The organism is Paenibacillus sp. OV219 (assembly GCF_900110075.1).
Lineage (GTDB): Bacteria > Bacillota > Bacilli > Paenibacillales > Paenibacillaceae > Paenibacillus_Z.
Map to the genome: position 1 here is coordinate 284,069 of NZ_FOCJ01000006.1, position 19,454 is coordinate 303,522.

At 50.7% G+C, this 19,454-nt stretch carries 17 protein-coding genes; 11 read left to right on the forward strand and 6 right to left on the reverse strand.

Annotation, left to right across the window (positions count from 1 at the left end; genetic code table 11):
* Positions 1-66: 66 nt before the first annotated feature.
* From BMY11_RS28905 to BMY11_RS17065, 3 genes are all read left to right on the forward strand, one after another.
* Positions 67-210 carry a hypothetical protein gene (locus BMY11_RS28905; protein ID WP_177182684.1) on the forward strand — a complete coding sequence of 48 codons (144 nt, stop codon included), beginning with the start codon at positions 67-69 and terminating at the stop codon, positions 208-210.
* A gap of 124 nt (positions 211-334) precedes the next feature.
* Complete coding sequence (gene abc-f / locus BMY11_RS17060; RefSeq protein WP_090578604.1) at positions 335-2,266, forward strand: ribosomal protection-like ABC-F family protein; 1,932 nt, start codon at positions 335-337, stop codon at positions 2,264-2,266.
* A gap of 123 nt (positions 2,267-2,389) precedes the next feature.
* A complete protein-coding gene (locus tag BMY11_RS17065) occupies positions 2,390-3,643 on the forward strand; it encodes a sensor histidine kinase (protein WP_090578607.1) in 1,254 nt (417 codons plus the stop codon).
* Between the two features lie 74 nt (positions 3,644-3,717).
* On the opposite strand, the gene BMY11_RS17070 is transcribed toward BMY11_RS17065, so the two are convergent.
* On the reverse strand, positions 3,718-5,583 hold the full coding sequence (locus BMY11_RS17070) for an LTA synthase family protein (RefSeq protein ID WP_090578613.1): 1,866 nt from the start codon (positions 5,581-5,583) through the stop codon (positions 3,718-3,720).
* A gap of 168 nt (positions 5,584-5,751) precedes the next feature.
* On the opposite strand from BMY11_RS17070, the gene BMY11_RS17075 reads away from it, so the two are divergent.
* Positions 5,752-6,993: an MFS transporter gene (locus BMY11_RS17075; protein WP_090578616.1), complete on the forward strand. Its 1,242-nt coding sequence runs from the start codon at positions 5,752-5,754 to the stop codon at positions 6,991-6,993.
* Positions 6,994-7,407: 414 nt separating this feature from the next.
* On the opposite strand, the gene yhbH is transcribed toward BMY11_RS17075, so the two are convergent.
* From yhbH to BMY11_RS17090, 3 genes are all read right to left on the reverse strand, one after another.
* Complete coding sequence (yhbH, locus tag BMY11_RS17080) at positions 7,408-8,568, reverse strand: sporulation protein YhbH (RefSeq protein WP_090578619.1); 1,161 nt, start codon at positions 8,566-8,568, stop codon at positions 7,408-7,410.
* A 119-nt stretch (positions 8,569-8,687) separates the two neighbouring features.
* Positions 8,688-9,227: a GDYXXLXY domain-containing protein gene (locus BMY11_RS17085; protein ID WP_090578622.1), complete on the reverse strand. Its 540-nt coding sequence runs from the start codon at positions 9,225-9,227 to the stop codon at positions 8,688-8,690.
* Positions 9,214-10,455 carry a DUF2157 domain-containing protein gene (locus BMY11_RS17090; protein ID WP_090578625.1) on the reverse strand — a complete coding sequence of 414 codons (1,242 nt, stop codon included), beginning with the start codon at positions 10,453-10,455 and terminating at the stop codon, positions 9,214-9,216. Before BMY11_RS17090 ends, BMY11_RS17085 begins: the two co-directional genes overlap by 14 nt.
* Before the next feature lie 187 nt (positions 10,456-10,642).
* Here BMY11_RS17090 and BMY11_RS17095 point away from each other — a divergent pair, with 187 nt between their 5' ends.
* From BMY11_RS17095 to BMY11_RS17115, 6 genes are all read left to right on the forward strand, one after another.
* A complete protein-coding gene (locus BMY11_RS17095) occupies positions 10,643-11,812 on the forward strand; it encodes a GntR family transcriptional regulator (protein ID WP_090578628.1) in 1,170 nt (389 codons plus the stop codon).
* A 280-nt stretch (positions 11,813-12,092) separates the two neighbouring features.
* A complete protein-coding gene (locus BMY11_RS17100) occupies positions 12,093-13,514 on the forward strand; it encodes an ABC transporter substrate-binding protein (protein WP_090578631.1) in 1,422 nt (473 codons plus the stop codon).
* Positions 13,511-14,473 (forward strand): carbohydrate ABC transporter permease, encoded by a 963-nt coding sequence (locus BMY11_RS17105; RefSeq protein ID WP_090578634.1) that lies wholly within the window; start codon positions 13,511-13,513, stop codon positions 14,471-14,473. Before BMY11_RS17100 ends, BMY11_RS17105 begins: the two co-directional genes overlap by 4 nt.
* 26 nt (positions 14,474-14,499) lie before the next feature.
* The gene (locus tag BMY11_RS17110; RefSeq protein WP_090578637.1) at positions 14,500-15,390 is read left to right on the forward strand and encodes a carbohydrate ABC transporter permease; all 891 of its coding nucleotides are present in this window, start codon (positions 14,500-14,502) and stop codon (positions 15,388-15,390) included.
* 34 nt (positions 15,391-15,424) lie between these two features.
* A complete protein-coding gene (locus BMY11_RS29340) occupies positions 15,425-15,547 on the forward strand; it encodes a hypothetical protein (RefSeq protein WP_256217578.1) in 123 nt (40 codons plus the stop codon).
* Between the two features lie 68 nt (positions 15,548-15,615).
* The gene (locus BMY11_RS17115; RefSeq protein WP_090578640.1) at positions 15,616-16,410 is read left to right on the forward strand and encodes a phytanoyl-CoA dioxygenase family protein; all 795 of its coding nucleotides are present in this window, start codon (positions 15,616-15,618) and stop codon (positions 16,408-16,410) included.
* A gap of 62 nt (positions 16,411-16,472) precedes the next feature.
* Here the strand turns inward: BMY11_RS17115 and BMY11_RS17120 are convergent, their stop codons facing one another.
* Positions 16,473-16,925: a hypothetical protein gene (locus BMY11_RS17120; RefSeq protein ID WP_090578643.1), complete on the reverse strand. Its 453-nt coding sequence runs from the start codon at positions 16,923-16,925 to the stop codon at positions 16,473-16,475.
* 93 nt (positions 16,926-17,018) lie between these two features.
* On the opposite strand from BMY11_RS17120, the gene BMY11_RS17125 reads away from it, so the two are divergent.
* The gene (locus BMY11_RS17125; RefSeq protein WP_090578646.1) at positions 17,019-17,405 is read left to right on the forward strand and encodes a DUF423 domain-containing protein; all 387 of its coding nucleotides are present in this window, start codon (positions 17,019-17,021) and stop codon (positions 17,403-17,405) included.
* Here BMY11_RS17125 and BMY11_RS17130 read toward each other — a convergent pair.
* Positions 17,396-19,399 carry a methyl-accepting chemotaxis protein gene (locus BMY11_RS17130; protein WP_090578649.1) on the reverse strand — a complete coding sequence of 668 codons (2,004 nt, stop codon included), beginning with the start codon at positions 19,397-19,399 and terminating at the stop codon, positions 17,396-17,398. The genes BMY11_RS17125 and BMY11_RS17130 overlap by 10 nt on opposite strands.
* Positions 19,400-19,454 lie beyond the last annotated feature (55 nt).

The window sequence follows — 19,454 nt, forward strand, 5'->3', positions numbered from 1 at the left end:
CAGTTGCGTAACGACCGCAGCATATGGTAATGTAATCGTAACTAATGAGAAGAAGGTGAAGGTAGGATGAATGCAGAGAAGGTGAACGACCGTGTTAGCCAGCTTCCAATTGCGATGGCTGGCATCGTACATGTTTTTGGACCTAACGGGATCAGTCTGTCCAAGAACACGAATACGGTTTCACCACTCATGCGAAGACGCCTACCTTAGACCTCGATCGGACAATGACCGAAGAGTCGCGGGCAATTTGCCTGCGGCTCTTTTTCTTGTACGTATAATAAGGGATCGGGCTAAGGGGAGGCGGTGCTTCCGACTTAATTAGGAGGATTCCATTATGATCATTGTAAATGGCGGGCATATAAAAAAATATTACGGGGCGAACCTCGTCCTCGAAGACGTGACTTTTGAAGTGCAAGAGAAGGAGCGCATCGGGCTCGTCGGACGCAATGGAAGCGGCAAGTCAACGCTCATCTCACTGATCGCCAAGCTGTCGAAGCCGGACGAAGGCATGCTCACGCTACGTAAGGAGCTGCGAATCGGCTATTTGGCACAAATACCAGCCCATTGGGATGACGGTTCGGTATACGACGTGCTGGCGTCAAGCTGTAAAGAGCTGCTTGCGTGCAAGGATCGCATGACGGAGCTGGAGCAGCAGATGTCTGATCCGAGTTCGGTGGCTGGCGATTCGCAGCGCCTTGAGCGGCTGCTTGCCGATTATGCGAAGCTGCAGGAGCGGTTCCAGATCGAGGGCGGCTACGAGCTTGATGCGAGGATTGATACGGTGGCTAATGGGCTGCAAATTACGAAGGCGATGTACGAGCGCAGCTATGCGTCGCTGTCAGGCGGGGAGAAGACGAAGATCGGGCTTGCCGCATTGCTGATTAGCAAGCCGGAGCTGCTGCTGCTCGATGAGCCGACGAATCATCTGGATCTGCAGAGCGTCGCTTGGCTGGAGTCGTATCTGAACGGCTACGATGGCGCATGTGTAGTCGTCTCGCATGACCGGGCTTTTCTAGATCATGTCGTCAGCAAAATCATTGAGCTGGAGGATGGCGAAGCGCAGAGCTATCATGCTAATTACAGCGGTTATGTGAAGGAGAAGGAAGAACGGCTGCTGCAGCAGTTCGCCCAATATCAAGAGCAGCAGAAGCAGATCAAGAAGATGAAAGAGTCGATTAGGCAGCTGACGGAGTGGGGACGTAATGGCGGCGGCGAGAAGTTCTTCCGCCGGGCGGCTTCGATGCAGAAGGCGCTGGACCGAATGGAGAAGGTGAAGCGGCCGGTGCTTGATCCGAGGAGCGCAGAGTTCCAGCTGAAGCCGGAGGATCGTTCGGGTAAGCGAGTTGTAACGATGACGAGCGTGAGCAAGCGTTACGGCTCTAAAGAGCTGCTGAACGAAGCGAATGGCTTGCTGCTGTACGGCGACAAGATTATGCTTCTCGGGAGTAATGGCACAGGGAAGTCAACGCTGTTCAAAATGATTACGGGGGAAGAGTCGCCCGATGACGGTACGATTGAAGTAGGCGCGCGGGTCGAGATCGGCTACTTGGCGCAGCAGGAGTATCCGGCGGACGATAAGAAGAGCATGCTCGTTTATTTCCGTGAGCAAGCAGCAATGGAGGAAGGCGAAGCGCGGTCGCACTTGGCACGGTATCTTTTCTATGGCGCTGATGTGTTTAAGAGCGTTAGTCAGCTCTCTGGCGGAGAGTGGACGCGGCTTAGGCTTGCGCTTCTCATTCTGAGGAAACCGAACCTGCTCCTACTCGATGAGCCTACGAACCATATGGACATTGCGGCGAGGGAAGCGCTCGAAGAGGCGCTGGAGGATTTTCCAGGTACGATTCTTGCCATTTCACATGACCGCTATTTCATTAATAAGCTTGCGAGTCAAATCTGGGAGCTGCGGAGCGGCCGCATTCATGTTTACCAAGGCAGCTATGACGATTATGCTGCGAAGCGGGATCAGCTGCTTGCAGCAGAGAGCGCTTCAGCGGCCGTTATTAGTACAAAGCCGGCTGCGACATCGCAATCAGTCACGCCGCAGGCTTGCAACAAGCAGCCAACCAAGTCAGCAGTTTCACCTGCGGACGAGGCGAAGCTGGAAGCTCGCATTGAACAGGCGGAGAAGGAGCTCTCCTTCCTGGATGCCGAGCTCATGGAGCAGGCGATGCTGCTCCATGCGGAGGAGCTAACGAAACGTTGGGCGCATAGAGAAGAACTGCAGCAGCAGTTAAACGAGCTGTATGAGAGCTGGGCCAAGCAGTAATTTGTCGAATTATGCGAAATTACTGGTAGTATATAGACAACAATGTGATATAGTTAAAGGGGAAAATAACTATATTTACCTAACAGGTAACGAGCTCTAATCAGAGGAGTCGATATTGCTGCTATGCTGTCCATTATGGCGCATGAATTTCATGGATTGCTTTACATTTTAACAGCATGTATGATGATCCTCATTGTAAAGCCGATTGCGATGGTTACGGTTAAGCAGAGAGGCCTGCTGTTCATCGCGATATTCGTATTTTTAAGCGTCTGTTACATGCTGATGGAGACGACCGAGCCTTATGTGTTCGCTTTGTATCTGATTCCGATTCTGACTGCGCTTGGCGCGATAGTTGAAGGATGGTTGGCAGGAGTGGTTGCCTGGGCTGCTTTCCTTGTATGCGGTTATTGGATTGTGGGGACGGAGCCCGTCGCGACTGCTCTAGCTACTTCCGTACTTCTGCTGCTCGGCATTCTGTTTCATCACAGATGGCTTCGCACGTGTGAGCTCAGACAGTTGATGTACATGGCGCTGCTGCTTATCTCCATCTACGAAGCTGTTTATATTGGTATCTACTATGAGCGCGGGCATGAGGTCGAACTCGGTTCGCTTGCTGTTATATTGGCGGGGACGTTCGTGTCGACTGTGCTTGTCTTCTTCGCATACTATCAAGTGAGGAATCACGAACGGATGCAGGAAGAGCTGTTCAATGCTGAGAAATACCATATGATCGGCCAACTCGCTGCTTCCATCTCACACGAAATCCGCAATCCGTTAACAACGACGCGAGGATTTCTGCAGATGATGGGCAAGCCGAATATTAACAACGAGGCGCTGGAGCGCTACCGAGCGCATGCGATTGATGGCATCGAACATGCGAATTCCATCATTACCGACTATTTGAACTATGCGAAGCCGACGATTGAGGATGCACGTCCGATTGATGTGAAAGCAGAGATTAATGCGCTTATCCCGTGGATTTCTCCGCTATCTGTTATGTCGAGCATTGAGATAAAGATCATCCATGAGCAAGAAGCGAACTGCTACATTATGGGGGAGCCGAAGAAGTTTCAGCAGTGTTTGCTCAACCTGCTTAAGAACGCCATTGAGGCGATGCCAGGCGGCGGCGTGCTCACCATTACGACCAGGGTTGACCAATCGAACGTATATATCCAGATTGCGGATACAGGCATCGGCATGAATAAGCTGCAGCTGAAGCGGATCGGCATGCCATTTTTCACGACGAAGGAGAAAGGGACTGGGCTCGGCCTTATGGTCGTCGTCAGTCTGGTGAAGGTGATGGGCGGTCAGATCGTATTCAGCAGCAAAACAGGAAAAGGCACTATTTGCGAAATTCGTTATGTTCTCTATGGATGACACAATAAAAGCACCGCTTCTCTATCGGCCTGAAATGGCTATTAGGGAAGCGGTGCTTTTGTATGCAGGTAAGGCTAAGGCTGATCGACCGGCGGCAGCTGGCTCACATAACTGTCCGAGAGCTGGAGCAGCTTGAGTGCGCGCTTGTACTGGTCCTCCGAGGTGCTGAAGTTTGTCTGTACAGTCCCTTTCAGCGGGTAATGCGTACCGTCCTTATAGGCTGTGCCTGGGATGAATAGCTCATGATCCGTAATAACGGAACCAGATGGCAAGTAATAACGTTCCGGCAGTATATTCGAAGTCTGATTAAGCAAGTCTTGTCCGAAGTGAATATGATCGGCTAATGAGAAGCCAAGCAGATTCGAGACGGTCGGCATAATATCGGATTGCGCTCCGAGCTGCGGGAGCACTTGATGCGGCTCCTGGATGCCTGGGCTTGAAATAATAAGCGGGATGTTAATCATATCCGTCACACCATAATCACGACCATAAATTTCGTGCATAAGCGACTTATCATCGTTATCAAGCGAGTAGATTGGCAGACCGAGGTGGTCGCCGTAGATGACGAAGACACTGTTATCCCACAGACCGCGCTTCTTCAAGTCATCAATAAACAATCCCAATGAATAATCGGCGTAGTTCTGCGCACGAATATAATCACCGACGAAAGTGCCATCATAACGATCAGGCAGCTCCAGCTTATATTTACCCTTTGGAATCGTGAAAGGGTGATGGGAAGACATTGTTATAAGCTGTGAATAGAACGGCTTGCCCGATTTCTGCATCGAGTCCAGCTTCTCCGCTGTCTTCTTATACAGCACTTCATCGGAAGGACCGAAGAATACCATATCGTCCGTGCCGAAGAAGGATTGATCGTAATAGTTGTCCCAGCCTAGCGCGTTGTACAACTCTTTGCGATTCCAGAAGTCAACGACATTCGTATGGAAGGTTGCGGTTTGATAACCGTTCTCCTCGGCTAGACGAGGCAGGCTCGGAAGCTTACGGTCGCTGTAGATCATCGAAGCGGCTCCGGTTGGCGGCGTGTAAAATGACGTATTAACGACGAATTCAGCGTCGGATGTATTGCCTTGTCCGACTTGCTGATAGAAGTTCGTGAAGTACAGGTGCTCATGCGCCAATTTGTTCATATTCGGCGTAATTTCTTGACCGTCGATCTTCAGGTCAACCAAGAAGTTCTGGAATGCCTCCATTTGAACAATAATCAGGTTTTTACCGGATGCACTTTTCCAATACTTCGGCGATTGCGGCTCCGTAATGCTTTTCGCTTGGTCGATCGCTTGCTGGTTAATATCGGCCATTGGAATTTCCGGCATTTTGGAATCGGCGAAGATCGTGTAGAGCTCATAGTTGAGAATGCCCATATCCTCGGCCTTTACCAATTCATTCATACTCGCACGATTTGGCAGGATGTTGAACAAGCACAGCGCAAGTGAACATATGAACACAAGTGATACGACAGCTTTGTTCAGCGGCACTTGGCTGAATTTCTTCCAATTCTGCAGCTTCGACTTGCGAAGGAGCAGGAAGATAAAGACGATGATATCGAGGAAAATAAACAAATAATAAGGGTCGAGAAGCGAGAAGACGCTGCTCTTGACCGCAGTTACCTGATTCGCTTGCTCAAGTGCATGATACGTTACGATAATGCCGAAATATTTATAATACATGATGACGGCGAAAAGTATGGCCGTCACGAATAAGTTGGCCGTTACGTACAGGGCGAGCTTGCGTTTCGTAGCGAACCATTCGATTAAACAGAACAAGAGCCAGAAGAAAGGAAGCTCTGTAATGAATAACGTCAAGGATGGGCCTCCGTCGAAGATCACGAGGTAGGCTAGCATGCTTTTGACAACGAGAATGAGTGTGAAAAAAAGAAACGGCCTCATCTGCAGCAGCCGTTTAAGTTGCCTTATCGGCATGATGAAATCCTCCTACGAATTAATGTGCATCGTTCCATTATAAACTCTCATCGTACATTATGCGCCTGTGCTAGATAGTTTGTCAAAATGGTAAATGCACACAAAGGCCCAGCTTAAGTGTATACTACTTATATTATATGAATTTCCATGAAGGGTAACGATTCTACTATGAATAGCATTCGAGCGATGGTCTCATCGCTTCGGTTACAGCTCGGACCAAGAGCCTGGCATAATTTCAGCTATGATGTAACCGCTTCCCTATTATTTAGCTTCTTCAACGTGGTCTTTAACCAGTTCTATATCCCGATGGCAATCCAGCAAGGTGCATCGAACATTCAAGTCGGTCTGTTGTCAGCTGCACCGGCAATCGGGCTGCTATTCTCCCCGATGTGGGCGGGCCTGATCGAACGTTCGCAGTCGCCGAAGCCGTTTATCATCGTGCCGAACTTTATCGCCAGAGCGCTCATTCTGCTGCCTGCATTCTTCGGCGTGCCGCTTGTCTATGTATGTGCAGCGCTTATGTTTCACATGCTAATGGGAATTCAAGCGCCGGCCTATGCTTCGCTTGTTGTGCGGATGTACCCGCCAGAGCATCGCGGGAAGCTGATGGGGAATACGAGGGTGGCGATGGGACTGATTATGATTCCGACGGCGTTCTTCATTGGCAAGTGGACGGATGTTTCCGGGCCGTCTGGTCCGCTGCTCTTCGCTTCCGTGACAGGTGTCATCTCGATTCTGGTCTTCAATCAGGTCAAAGCCCGCAAAGTTCCACCGGCGAGTGGAGGGCAGGCGAAGAAAAGTGCATCGTTCCGCGAGCAGCTGCAGCTAATCAAGCAGAATCCGGAGATCGGCATCTTCTTCCTTGCATGTATGTTCAGCGGCTTCGGCAATCTCGTTGCGAATCCACTGTATCAGATTTTTCAAGTTAACCGACTAGAGCTGACGAATACCGAGATCGGCTTCGCGCGGATTGCGTATTTCTCGTGCCTGCTCGTGTCCTATATGATCGTCGGCAGCGTTATTGATAAACTGTCCGCCAAGCATACGGTCGTGTACGGTTTTGCTGCTTTTGCAACGGTCCCTCTGCTCTACGCCATACTCGGTAATTATCCGGCGGTGCTGATCGGCAGTGGCATGCAAGGAATTGGCGATGCGATCTGGGACATCGGCTTCCTCTCTTATATGCTGCGCCTTGCACCAGGACGCGAAGTGATCGTGTTCGGGCTGCATCTCATGCTATTCGGCATCCGCGGCACGATCGGACCGCTGCTCAGCACGACGCTGTCGGAGGTAATCCCGATCGCAGATATACTGTATGCGTCGGCGATCTTTGGCATTGCAGGGGTGTTGACGTTTGTGTTGTTTAGTCGGGGCTCGTCCGGGCGAAGGCAGCAGGCGGAGCGGGTATAAGTGAATTAACTTTAATAAGATGAGCAAGGGCTTCTATTGTCACGATGAATTCGTGGTGATAGGAGTTTTTTTGTTCTGAGCTGTAGAAGTGCCGAGAGTATCTACATTCGCCGAATCTGCCTCATTTACGCTGTTTGTTTTAAACCTGCGGTGCCTGCTCGATCATTCTAACGAATCGTACAGCCCTTATTTGTCCCAAATTCGCTTGTTTGGAATTTTAACGAACCCCAGCGGTGTAATTTCGTGGTTTATGGGCAGAGTGGCGAAGAAAGGTCCGATATATAAGCTTCGAAGGAGCGGGGGCGGCGGGTTAGACAAGTCAGTGCCGCAGGCACGAAACAACGAAAAGACCTCCGAACCACTAATGTGGAACGGAGGTCTTCATACATGGGACGGCGTCCACGTTTGATTCAACTAAACAACCAACTCCCGCTTGCGGAAGAACGACTTCAGCGCGTTGTACACTTCGCCTTTCTCGCGGATGACGTAGTGCATGAAATTTGGCAGGTTGATGTGCTTGTAGGCTGACATCAGTGTACTGGAGCGGTTGTATTGGTTCACCTCGCCGTAGCCGAAGAGGTTCGCGCGCTTGAGCAGCTCGCCGATCAGCTTCACGCAGCGCTCGTTGTCGCTCGTCAGGTTGTCGCCGTCGGAGAAGTGGAACGGATAGATGTTGTACACCGATGGAGGGAACCGGCTGTCAATAATATCGATTGCCTTAATATACGCCGATGAACAGATCGTACCGCCACTCTCACCGCGGGTGAAGAATTCCTCCTCGGTCACTTCCTTCGCCTCTGTGTGGTGCGCGATAAACACAATCTCGACATTCTCATATTGATGCCGCAGGAAGCGGGTCATCCAGAAGAAGAAGCTGCGCGCCACGTACTTCTCGAAGGAGCCCATCGATCCGCTCGTGTCCATCATGGCCAGAATGACAGCATTGGACTGAGGCTTAATAATTTCCTCCCACGTCTTATACCGCAGATCATCCGGCGAAATGCCGTGGATGCCAGGATCGCCATGCGTCGCATTGCGCTTCAGGTTCTCGAGGATCGTCCGTTTCTTGTCGATGTTGGACATAATCCCTTTTTTCCGTATATCGTTAAAACGAATCTCTTTCGTCTCCAACTGATCGCGGTCCTTCTGCTTCAGAAACGGCAGCTCCAGCTCCTCGAAGAGCATCGACTCCAGCTCCGCTAAGCTGATCTCTGCTTCGACAATATCGTCTCCTGGCTGATCGCCGGCATTCTCGCCCTTGCCGCCTTTCTGGGCGGAAGCGGGGTCGACGCCGAGCACGTCGCCGACTTGGCTGTCGCCGTCGCCTTGGCCGACATGCTTATTTTTGTTGAAATTATAGACGAAGCGGTATTCATCGAGACTGCGAATCGGTACTTTAATGACATGCTTCCCGTCGGACATGACAATGTTCTCTTCCGATACAAGATCGGGCAAGTTCTGTTTGATCGCCTCGCGAACCTTTTGTTGATGTCTCGCCTGATCCTGATGCCCTTTGCGATGAAGCGACCAATCCTCACGCGACACGGTGTACAGCGTTCCCTCATTATCTGCCATGCCTCCAGCACCTCCTCATACCGTTTAAGCTTGTTGTTATTCATTCTATTCAAGACTCGGACGGTTATGTGAACGAAAAAGCGCGGAGCTTCTAGCAATCTGCCAATCGGGACGGTAAACTAGGGCTCGATTCTTTCAATGGCGGCGCTTCCCCAAGGAGCGGCTTTCACATCGACGACGAGATCGCCTGAACGCGCGCGCTCCTCAAGTGATTTTCCCGTATTCTCCGAGACGTAATACTGCTCAAACCCGTAATGGATACGAATCGTTTCGTCGGTGACGTATTGTACACGGCCTTTCAAAACCGCCTCGTCTGCGTCGTGCGAAGGCTTGCTGCGATATACGCCCTGCATCTCGTACAAACCACTAGCACCAGATTCCTGCAAAAGCACATACACGTTATCGCCACGCTCCGCCTTCCGCCCCTCGGCCTTCCACTTCGACCAATCTGCATTATTAATTTTGTAATTGAGCTGTACATAATCTCCGTAGAGCTGATCTCGGGGATCGACGGGAGCGGTCTCTAGCCGGATTTCTTTGCCTACCCAGAGCGCCGAGTAGTGGTAGAGCACAATGCCGGTGAGGAAGAGAAGCTGCATCGCAACGACCACAATAAGCCAGAAGCTGCGGCCACGCTTAGAGCGGTTATTTGTCGTCATGGCGATGTTCCTCCTCCTCCTGCAATTCGGTCAAAAACTGTTTCTTCCGCCGGTTTAAGAACCAGCTAAGCACAAGCAGCAGCACGCCGCCGATGATGAAGAAGATTGATTTGTCCATAAAATCCCATGCTAGCTTGCCGTAAGCCGCCATCGTGCTCGTCAGGAACAGCAGCGTACCGAGATTGATTTTGACCGCCCATTCTTCCGCATAGCCCCGCCATAGCAAGTAGAGGGAGAAGAGGAACAGCGTAATCAAGTAAGCGCCATCCGCACCATGAGCGAGGTAGAAGAAGGGCAGCGCCAGAATCCAGTCGACTCCCGAGGATAGTCGGCCGCTACGGTACTTGCCTGCAAGTGACAACCCGAAGAGCAGAACGAGTGCAAGCACGAACCAAACGGGCTGTGCGGCTAAGTCCTTCAAGAACGAGGAATCGTTCGAATCATTCCAGAACAGGACGATAAACAGGTTGTGCAAGAATGCAGCGACGAGTGGAATCGCTTGGAACGGATAAACCGACTTGCGTTCTTTCGTCCAATCCATCACGGTATACAGCAGCCAGACCGGAATGAAGAACCAGGAGAAGGCCCAGTCATGTACGGTCACAAGCAGTAGGCTTTGAATCGTGAAGCTTGCGGCGAGCAGCCACGCGAGCAGCGTATTTGGTCTTTTCAGCCAATAGTAGCCAAGCCCCATGATCATGATCGCAAAAGCAACGAAGCTGAACTGGCTGAATTCCGTCCCGTTATACCATTGTAAGCAGGTGAAAATGAGCAGCGTGATGATGAAGAGGTAGCGGCTCTTAATGAGCCATGTTAACAGAAGCCCTGCAGTACCCCATGCGATAAATGACGTTACATCATACGCTTGCAAATGGAACATTTGACCGATGAGCACAATGCCCGCGCCGAAGGTCAGCAAGCCGAGCCCGATTAGCGCGACGCCGAGCTTCTCATGGCTTCTTCTGCGGAAAGCTTCGCCGGATGTATAGAAGCCAATCATCGTCAACGCTATGATGAGAAGCCGGATGAGCTGCGGGATCTGCTGCCAGTTCGCAGCGACAAAGCTGAGTATTCCGAGCCCGACAAGTATGCTGCCTAGCAGCGGAATAATGCCGATCGCACGATTCTGCTGAGGGTAGAGCGCCAGGATGCGCTGATATTGCTCTGTTGTAATAATGCCTTTCTGCGTCCATGATTGTCCTTCTTGCTGCAGCCACTTTCTATCCATGTGCGGCACCTCTTTCTTGCTTCTTACCTTCAGTATAGTCATCGTCCATGCAAAACATAGTACTAACTTTCCCTAGTACCGGCGATCAGTCCAACCTGCGCTTGCACAAAATGCTATATTCGTTATAATACAACTATACAAATATGGGTGAGAATTGGTGTAAAGACAAAAGGATAGGAGGGTTCGTATGCAGGATGGACGAATACCAATCTACCAGGTCATTCAGGAATATATAAAGAATCAGATTACGACCGGTTTCTGGAAGATCGGGGACAAAATTCTCACAGAGAAGGAATTGATGGAGAAGTTCGATGTAAGCCGAATAACGGTTTCAAACGCGTTAACGGGACTAGCGAAAGAAGGCTGGCTGCACCGGATTCAAGGCAAAGGCAGCTATGTACAGGAGATGAAGAAACCGCTAGAGAACTCGGCAGTCGGCAGCGGTTCATCGGCGCTATCAGGCGCTCAGCAACCGGACTCTCGTCGCATAATCGGCTTAATTATTCCGAAATTAAGCGACTTTTTCTCCATTCGGCTTAATAGTAGCATCACGAAGGCGTTGTCGCAGACGGGCTACAACCTCGTCCTCATGTTCTCGGAGAATTCAACGGAACGTGAGGCAGTAGCGATTCGTGAATTGCTTGGTATGGGTGCCGCAGGCCTTATTATTTTCCCAGCTGATGCGGAAACGTACAACGAAGAAATTCTTCGCCTGAAGCTGGATCGGTTTCCATTCGTTATTATTGACCGGTATTTGTCCGGCATTGATACACATTTCATTGGCTCAGACGGTGTAGAGGCATCGCGCCTTGCGGTTAACCATCTCTACGAGCTCGGCCATCGTGATATTGCCATCTGCTCGGATGTGCCGCTCTCAACGACAACGATCGAGCAGCGGGTTTCCGGCTATATGAAGGCGCTTAAGGAACTTGGCGAGCTGATTAATCCAGCCCTCATGCTGACGGAATTTCACATCAATCATGATGAGACTGAAATTGACCAGCAGCATCCGCTGTTCCGATATGTCAAGAACGGGCTTGCCACTGCCTATATCGCCTTAAATGGCTATATGGCGATGCATCTGTACAAGATTGTTCGTTTCCTCGGTCTAGAAGTGCCTAAGGATCTATCGATCGTTACGTTTGATAGCCAGTCGCCGAGTAAGGAGTTTAACTTCTTCACCTACATTGACCAGCACGAGCACGAAGTTGGACGAACGGCAGTCGAGCAATTGCTTGATTTGCTGCAACATCACGGTCATTCATCGAGCGAAACAAAGTACCGTAAAATCATTATGCAGCCGCATCTCGTCCCGAGCCTGTCCACGGCGCCGCTGCCTCTGCACACAAACAAATAACGTGCCGTATTTACGATAAAGAACCTTGTGAAAGGTTCTTTTTTATTGCCTCCGCACACGACAAATTACTTATTGCAAAGTGAGCATATTGTTGTTATCACTTCGACAAAAGCAGTCATTGACAGCAATTCGGCATTCGAAGTATTATGACGACATATCATATAATACAATTATATAGGAGGTGCCTTGAGGCGATTGACCATCGTCATTTTGATCCAGCTGTGATTTATAATGTGCAAGCGATATTGTGTTATTTACAAGATGAGAGGGGAATGGGTCAATGAAGGGGAGAAAGTGGTTTTCATCGATCTTATCAATCATCGTAGTGCTGACACTCGTACTTACAGCTTGTTCTAGCAATGATAAAAATGACAGCGGTTCCAACACCTCAAAGGCGTCCAATACAACAAACAACAGTACCACCAAAGATACGAATTCAACGGCTGCAACGACGAACGACAGCACGGACGATGGCAGCAACGATACGGTGGCTAAACCGGCAAGCGAGCCGTTCGAGCTGACAGTATGGAGCCATAACGTGGCGAATGCGATGCCAGAAGCGAAGGATGCGACAGCGGACAAAATTTACGCCTACATCCAGAAGAAGATGGAAGAGAAGTTCCCGGGTATTACGATTAAATATATCGACAAAGGCTGGGCGGATACGCTGCGCCAAGCGATCATGGTTTCCGTCATGGGAGGCAATCCGCCGGATGTCGCGGATGGCGAAGACTTCATTCCGGAGTTCGCCCGAATCGGTGCTCTGCTGGAAGTGCCTGAGGACGTAGCCTCGCAGCTGGCGCCAGGACCGATGAAAGCAGCGATGCATGATGGCACGCCATATGCGGTTGCTCAGATGACGGGCGTATTCAGCCTTATCTACAACAAGGATGTCATGGCCAAAGTCGGTCTTGATCCGAACACGCCGCCGAAGACATGGGATGAATGGCTCGACATGTCCAAGATAGCGACAGCAAACGGAAAAGGAAAGTACTATGGCACAATCGTACAAAATATGGGCCTCGGCGGCGCTTTCCGCCTAGCTCCATTTATGCGTCAGGTTGGCGGTGACTTCACGAGTTCCGACTGGTCACAAGTTACGTTCGACTCGCCTGAAAATGTGAAAGCACTTACCTTCCTCCGCGATTTGTCGAAGACAGCGCCTCCAGGCTCGACTTCGATGACAGACGAAGGGCAATTCTTCAACCTGCTGAACAGCGGTAAAGTTGCTTTTGCCGTTAACGGTCCTTGGCATATTGCATGGGGCAAAGCGAACGGCTGCGTCAATTGCGGATTCGCGCCGCTGCCTGTGCCTGAAGCAGGCCAAACTGGTAACGTTATCGTAGGCAACACGCTGTTCTACGGCCTCAAGCAATCCAAGCATCCTGAGGCAGCGGTTGAATTCCTCAAGATTATGGCAAGCCAGGAGTATCAAGAGATGGAAGCGAACGCAACAGGCCGTCTGCCGGCGAATATGGAAGCAGGCAAGAATGCGGATTTGCTCAAGACGTATCCAGAGCTGCAAGTGTTCAATGATATCGTATCGAATGAGCAAAGCTCGCCGCTGCCGGTTTACGCCAAGAACGGCCCGCAAATTTGGGAAGCGTGGTATAAGGCGCAAGATATTACGCTGACGACAGATAAGTCGATTGAAGCTGCGCTGAAGGATGCTCAGAAAACAGCAGAGGAACAACTGAAATGAGTACGGTCGCAGATAAGAACGAGGCTCCCCGGGCACAGCTCGGGGAGGCTTCCCTCCAATTGTCCATGAGGCAGCGCCTCCTCCCGTTCTATAACCGTCACCGCGACGGTTTTGTCGGGTATTCGCTGCTCGCGCCGATGTTCATCTTTTTTGCTGTATTTTCGCTATTTCCGGTTCTCTTCGTCATTTATCTGTCCTTTACAGAATGGAATGGCGTACTCGGATGGCCGAAATGGGTCGGTTTCGATAACTTCAATCGCTTCTTCACGACGGGCGACTATTTGCTCACTCTTCTCCATGCAGGGATGTATGGTCTGCTCATACTTGCAGGCTGTATGATAATCGGTTTCTTCGTGGCAATTCTGCTCAATCAGAAAGTGTCAGGCGTTGGCATCTATCGTACGCTATGGTATTTGCCGGTGCTTGTCTCGTTCGCGGTTGTTGCTCAAATCGCCAATGCATTGCTCGACCCGGTTACCGGCCTAATACGCAAAATTATGGAGCGGTTCGGGATGGAGCCGATTATTTTTCAGCAAAGTGTCTTCTGGATGACCTTCTGGCTTATTATCATTTCCATCTGGAAGGGGATTGGCGGAACCGTCATTATTTATTTGGCAGGGCTACAGGGTATCGACACCACGCTCTATGAAGCGGCAAAGGTCGATGGCGCAACGCGATTCAAAATTCTCCTCTACATCACGCTTCCGTCGCTCCGCCCGATTACGATGTACATCGCCATTATGGGCATTATCGGCAGCTTCCAGATCTTCGAGCCTGTTCAGCTACTTACACACGGCGGGCCCCAGGGGCATACCAATATTATTTTACATCGTATTTATCAGGATGCGTTTCAGTCTTTCAACATGGGGATGGCGAGTGCATCGTCGGTTATGGTGCTGATCTTCACTTTCGTGCTCACGATGATCCAATATCGCATTTCACAGCGTAACCAAACTTAAGTAGCGAGGGAGGAACGCATAAGGAAATGGTTAACCATCGAAGCAAACTCGAATCATTGGCCATTTACTTTCTGCTGATTGCAGGAAGCGTCATCATGTTCTATCCGTTTCTATTCCAGGTGCTCGCTTCCTTCGGCTCTAACGTAGACTATTACAATACGGTCGTCATTCCGATCCCGACGGAGATACACCTCGACCGGTATTTGAATCTCATTCATAACTCGCTGATCTATCACTACTTAATCAACACGCTTATCCGTTGTGTCTATTACATTGCAGTCACTTGTTTCGTGTCGCTTATCGCTTCTTACGTGTTTACGAAGCTGCGCTTCAAGGGGCGCGACACGGTATTCATCATCTTTCTCACTTCAATGATGGTGCCTGGACAAGTGACGCTTATTCCAACTTACTTGCTGTTCGCGCGGTTTCCTTTTATCGGCGGCAATGACTGGATGGGGCAGGGCGGACACGGCATGATCGACACTTGGGGCGCGCTGCTTCTTGGCAGCGGTATCGTCAACGTAGCGGCGATCTTTCTTGTAAAACAAACGATGGAGTCTATTCCATTTGAATATGAAGAAGCGGCTCGTATTGACGGGGCAGGCGTATTCCGGACGATATTCGGCATCTACTTCCCAATGACACGCGCTGTACTTGCCGTTATCGTCATTACGACGTTCATTGCGATCTGGAACGACTACTTATGGCCACTAGTCGCGATTAACAGCCCGGGCATTCAGGTCATCAATACAGGCGTTACGAGTTTGCTCTCAACGATGATGTCCAGCGGCCAAGTGCCGATGTATCCAGATTTCTTCGCGCTCACCGCCATTGTTATGCTGCCACCAATCCTCGTCTACTTATTGCTGCAGCGTAATTTCATTCAAGGCTATGCAATGGCTGGCGTTAAAGGCTAGCACACTAAACCAGTGGAAGGGATGACCTGCTCCAATGACCACAACAATGCCGATTAAAAAAGTCTGCTCATACGGCGATTTCTATTTCTTCATCCGATGGCCATTCGTCGACGAAGGAGACGATCCGGCTGTCGTTTGCTCCTTGAGCAAGTGGTGAATACCTGCCGATTGTCAGTCGTGAGTCGGCAGGCCATATCATGAACTTGAGTTAGGAGAGATGCTTCAATGCTTAACCCAGTAGTTGCACCAGGAGAGCTTACGGACACAGACCGATTTATTTTTGAATCATGGGGATACATCATTATTCCTGACGTATTGAGTGCAGAAGAAGTGCAGGCATGTCTGGAAGCTTCCAAGCGCATTCACGATGCGGCTGGAACCGATGGGTTCGGACAAGTTGGCCGAGGTTATGAAACGGAGCTCGCTCTGGAGAAGTTGATGGATCATCCGGCTGTGATGCCGAAAGTAAGAGGTATCTACGGCGACCGCTTTATTATGCAGTCCGGCTGGAATACGAAGCAGCCTGCTTTTGGCCCGGTGGGCGGCTGGCATCAGGACGGCTCCGGTGCGTACGACTTCAAGAAGCTGAGCTTTCATATACCGCTTCTTCAGCTTCGGGCGTCGTTCCTGCTGACCGATCAGACGATGCCGAGAATGGGCAATATGGAGCTGATCCCGGGTAGCCATCGCGCGCAAGTGCCAATGCCGGATTCGATTCGCAAAGAGAAGGGCGATATCTCCATCGGCCATGTCATCTGTGCCAAAGCCGGCGACGTCCTGCTGTTCCACAACGCCGTATGGCACCGGACTTATGCGCATGACGGAGACTATGACCGCTACACGATGCACTATATTTATAGCCCGCCATGGGTGAAGCCGTCTGATCGGCTGCAGAACTCGCAGTCGTTCCTCGACCGCACGACGCCGGTGCGCCGTGCGCTGATGGGCGAATTCCATCGCCCTGATGCTCCGTTTGGCGCCGGCTACGAGCCGCCTCCGTTTGACGCGCCGGGCGAATAGAGAGTGGTAGTCAAACAATAAAAAGTGCCTAGAAGTTTCGTAACTTCTAGGCACTTTTACTATTATTGCGAACCTCCGAGAATGATGCCGATGAAGAACAAGCCGATCAGGCCAACTGGCAGGATTGCATTCAATATGATGCCAAGAATGGAGAACGCCTTCCGCTTGTTCTTTGAAGCGACACCGACAATGCCGAGTATAAGTCCCACGATGCCGACGATGCCCGACAAAATGACCATAAGTCCGCCCATAATAACTGGTGCATATTCCGCAAGATCTTCCTCTTGCGCTTCTATTCTATTCTTGAAGGTGTTGATGTCGGGAAAGTTGTGGTTCATAATAAATGATGTTATAACTAGGATGGCGACGATGAAGCCGATAATGCTGATGAGTCCAAGTATAAATGACGCTATGCCAAGCTTGGATTGGGTTCTGACTGGTACGGCCGTGATTTCTGACCTCTCCGGATCGAAATGATCTGGCGCGTAATGCTGTCCATTGTCATGTTCATTCATCGAAAGGTATCTCCTTTATCCACGTTATCAATCGTTTGCTATCGTTCCAATCATACTTAGACATCATAGGATTCAGAAAGGAAGGAGAAGGACATGTTTAATAAATATGGCGCTTATGGAGCCATCCATGCCCTTGTTGCTGTTGTGCTTGGCGCATTCGCAGCACATGGCTTGAAGGATCGGCTGACAGCCGAAATGCTGAACGTATTCGAAACGGGCGTTCGCTATCATATGTACCACGGTATCGGACTTCTACTTATCGCGCTTGCTTCTGACCGGATCGGTCAACAGCGCGGCATTCGCTGGGCTGCCCGGCTGATGCATACCGGCATCTTCTTATTCTCGGGCAGCTTGTATGCGCTTAGCTTGTCTGGCATCAAACCGTTGGGAATCATTACGCCTTTTGGAGGCCTTGCCTTTATTGTGGCGTGGGGAATGGCTGCTTATGCAATTTGGAAAGCGAAGAGCAATCAGGAATAACGGGTTACGCTACTACCCAGCTCCTGAATCTGTTCGTTCAATTCACTCATGACAGAGGTGATTCGGTTCACGGAGGCTGCTCTAGCTTCCGCGATGCGGGACACCTCTTTTGTTAATTGCGCTGCATTGCGCGATACGGTTTCAGTCTGTTCGACCATCGCGGCCATCTCTTGGCTGCCGGCAGTCATTTCCTCTGTAGCCGCCGCCACTTCCTGCAACATTACATTCATGGAAGTGATCGAATCGGCGATGCGAGAGAAGGAATGCTCGGCGGTCTGAACGAGCTGTGTGCCTTCGCTAACCTCGATATGCCCCTGCTCAATGTGAGCGACAGTAACCTCGATCTGCTCGCGAATCGTCGTCACTTGCTCCTGCACTTGACTAGCTGCTTCACCTGCCTGCATGGCTAGCTTCCGCACTTCATCCGCTACAACCGCAAAGCCCTTCCCATGCTCGCCTGCTCGCGAAGCCTCGATGTTCGCGTTCAAAGCAAGAATATTCGTCTGCGACGCGATCTTGCCAATCCATTCGGCAATTTCTACGATGGACTCCGAATGCTTCTCCAGCTTCTGCATATCATTCACGACCTGTTGCACAGAACCGCTTGCATGGTTCATCTGTACGACAGCATTATTGATGCTAGTGCGGCCATCCTCAGCGAATCCGGTCGACTCCGTCGCGCTATGCGTAACCGAAATCGTACGCTCAAAGATTTGTTGAATGCCGTCTGCGATGCCGGACATCGCTTTCGTACCGCTTGCCGCGCCCACGAGCTGGGCTTCAGCGCCTTCGGTCAGCATGTGCATATGATCCACGATCTGTCCGATGCCTGCCCTAGTTTCCTCGGTCTCGCCTGACAAGACAGCTGCAGTTCCAGAGGCGGAGGTAGACGTCGTTTCGATGCCTTTCACAATGCCGTGCAGATCGGATACTGTCGTTTGCAGTGTACCGGTAATAAATCCGATTTCATCGCGGCGCTTCAATTCGCCTGCCGGAGCTTGAGCCGACAAGCGGCCTTCTGCGACTTGCTTCAAATAGGCATGGATCCGTTTGAGCGGTGTAATGATCCGGCGTTCGATGAAGAAGCCGATAATCGCGATCAGAATGAGAGCGGCAGCACCTGCTTGTAGACTCAGCTTACTTAAGCCCGATGCAACTTCCGAGCTGACACGCAGCTCTCTGGCTACCGATAAAACGCCGATCGGTTTGCCTGCATAGTCGGTTACCGATAACATTTTGACGCTATAAGGATGGTCAGCTTGATTCAAGCTCGCAATGATCGGGTGTCCCGGCGAATTCGATTTCATCTGATCGTCATAGAGCTTTTCAGCGGCAGCAGCTTCTTTAACTCCAGTCTTGTCCGAATCAATCCAGCCTGTATCGCCAAGCTTCGAGTAGAACGATACATCGACGCCGACTGTACTGGCAATGCCCGACAATGCGTCTGCATTAAGGAGTCGGCCAAAGATGAGTACGCCGGGAGAGGAGAGCTTGTTCTCTTCGTCAGTTATTTTTGATGCGGCAATGAACGCAATGCCTTTGTTTGTTACAAGCAGTCCAGAGAAATCCCCGTCTGCCTTCGCTTTCTGCACAATGCCGAGCTTGCTGATGTTCGGAACCATGAAATCCGCTACGTCGCCGCTCTGAAGCACGACGTTGCCGTCATAGTCAGCCGAAACGGTAAAATCCAAATTCGGAATAATATCGACCGCGCCGGCCACGTTGTCTGTAATCCATTCGAGATCATGCGTGAGCATCGCGGTTCGGTAGTCTCCCCAGTGGGAATTGGTAACGGTTACATCCATAACATGAGAAGAGAGAATCGTGAGCATTCCTTCTACGGATGCGGCAGATTCGTCGGTAGCCCCGCGGTCCATGACCTCAAGCTTCGATGTGATGGAATGATAATAGTAGAGGCCTATACCGGTAATTGGCGCCAACAGGACTACTGCGATGAGTAGTATGATTTGAGAACGGACAGAAAAAGAACGCATAATAGATGAAGTCTCCTTTGATCGCCAAAATGGATAGAAATGGCTCCTAAACTCT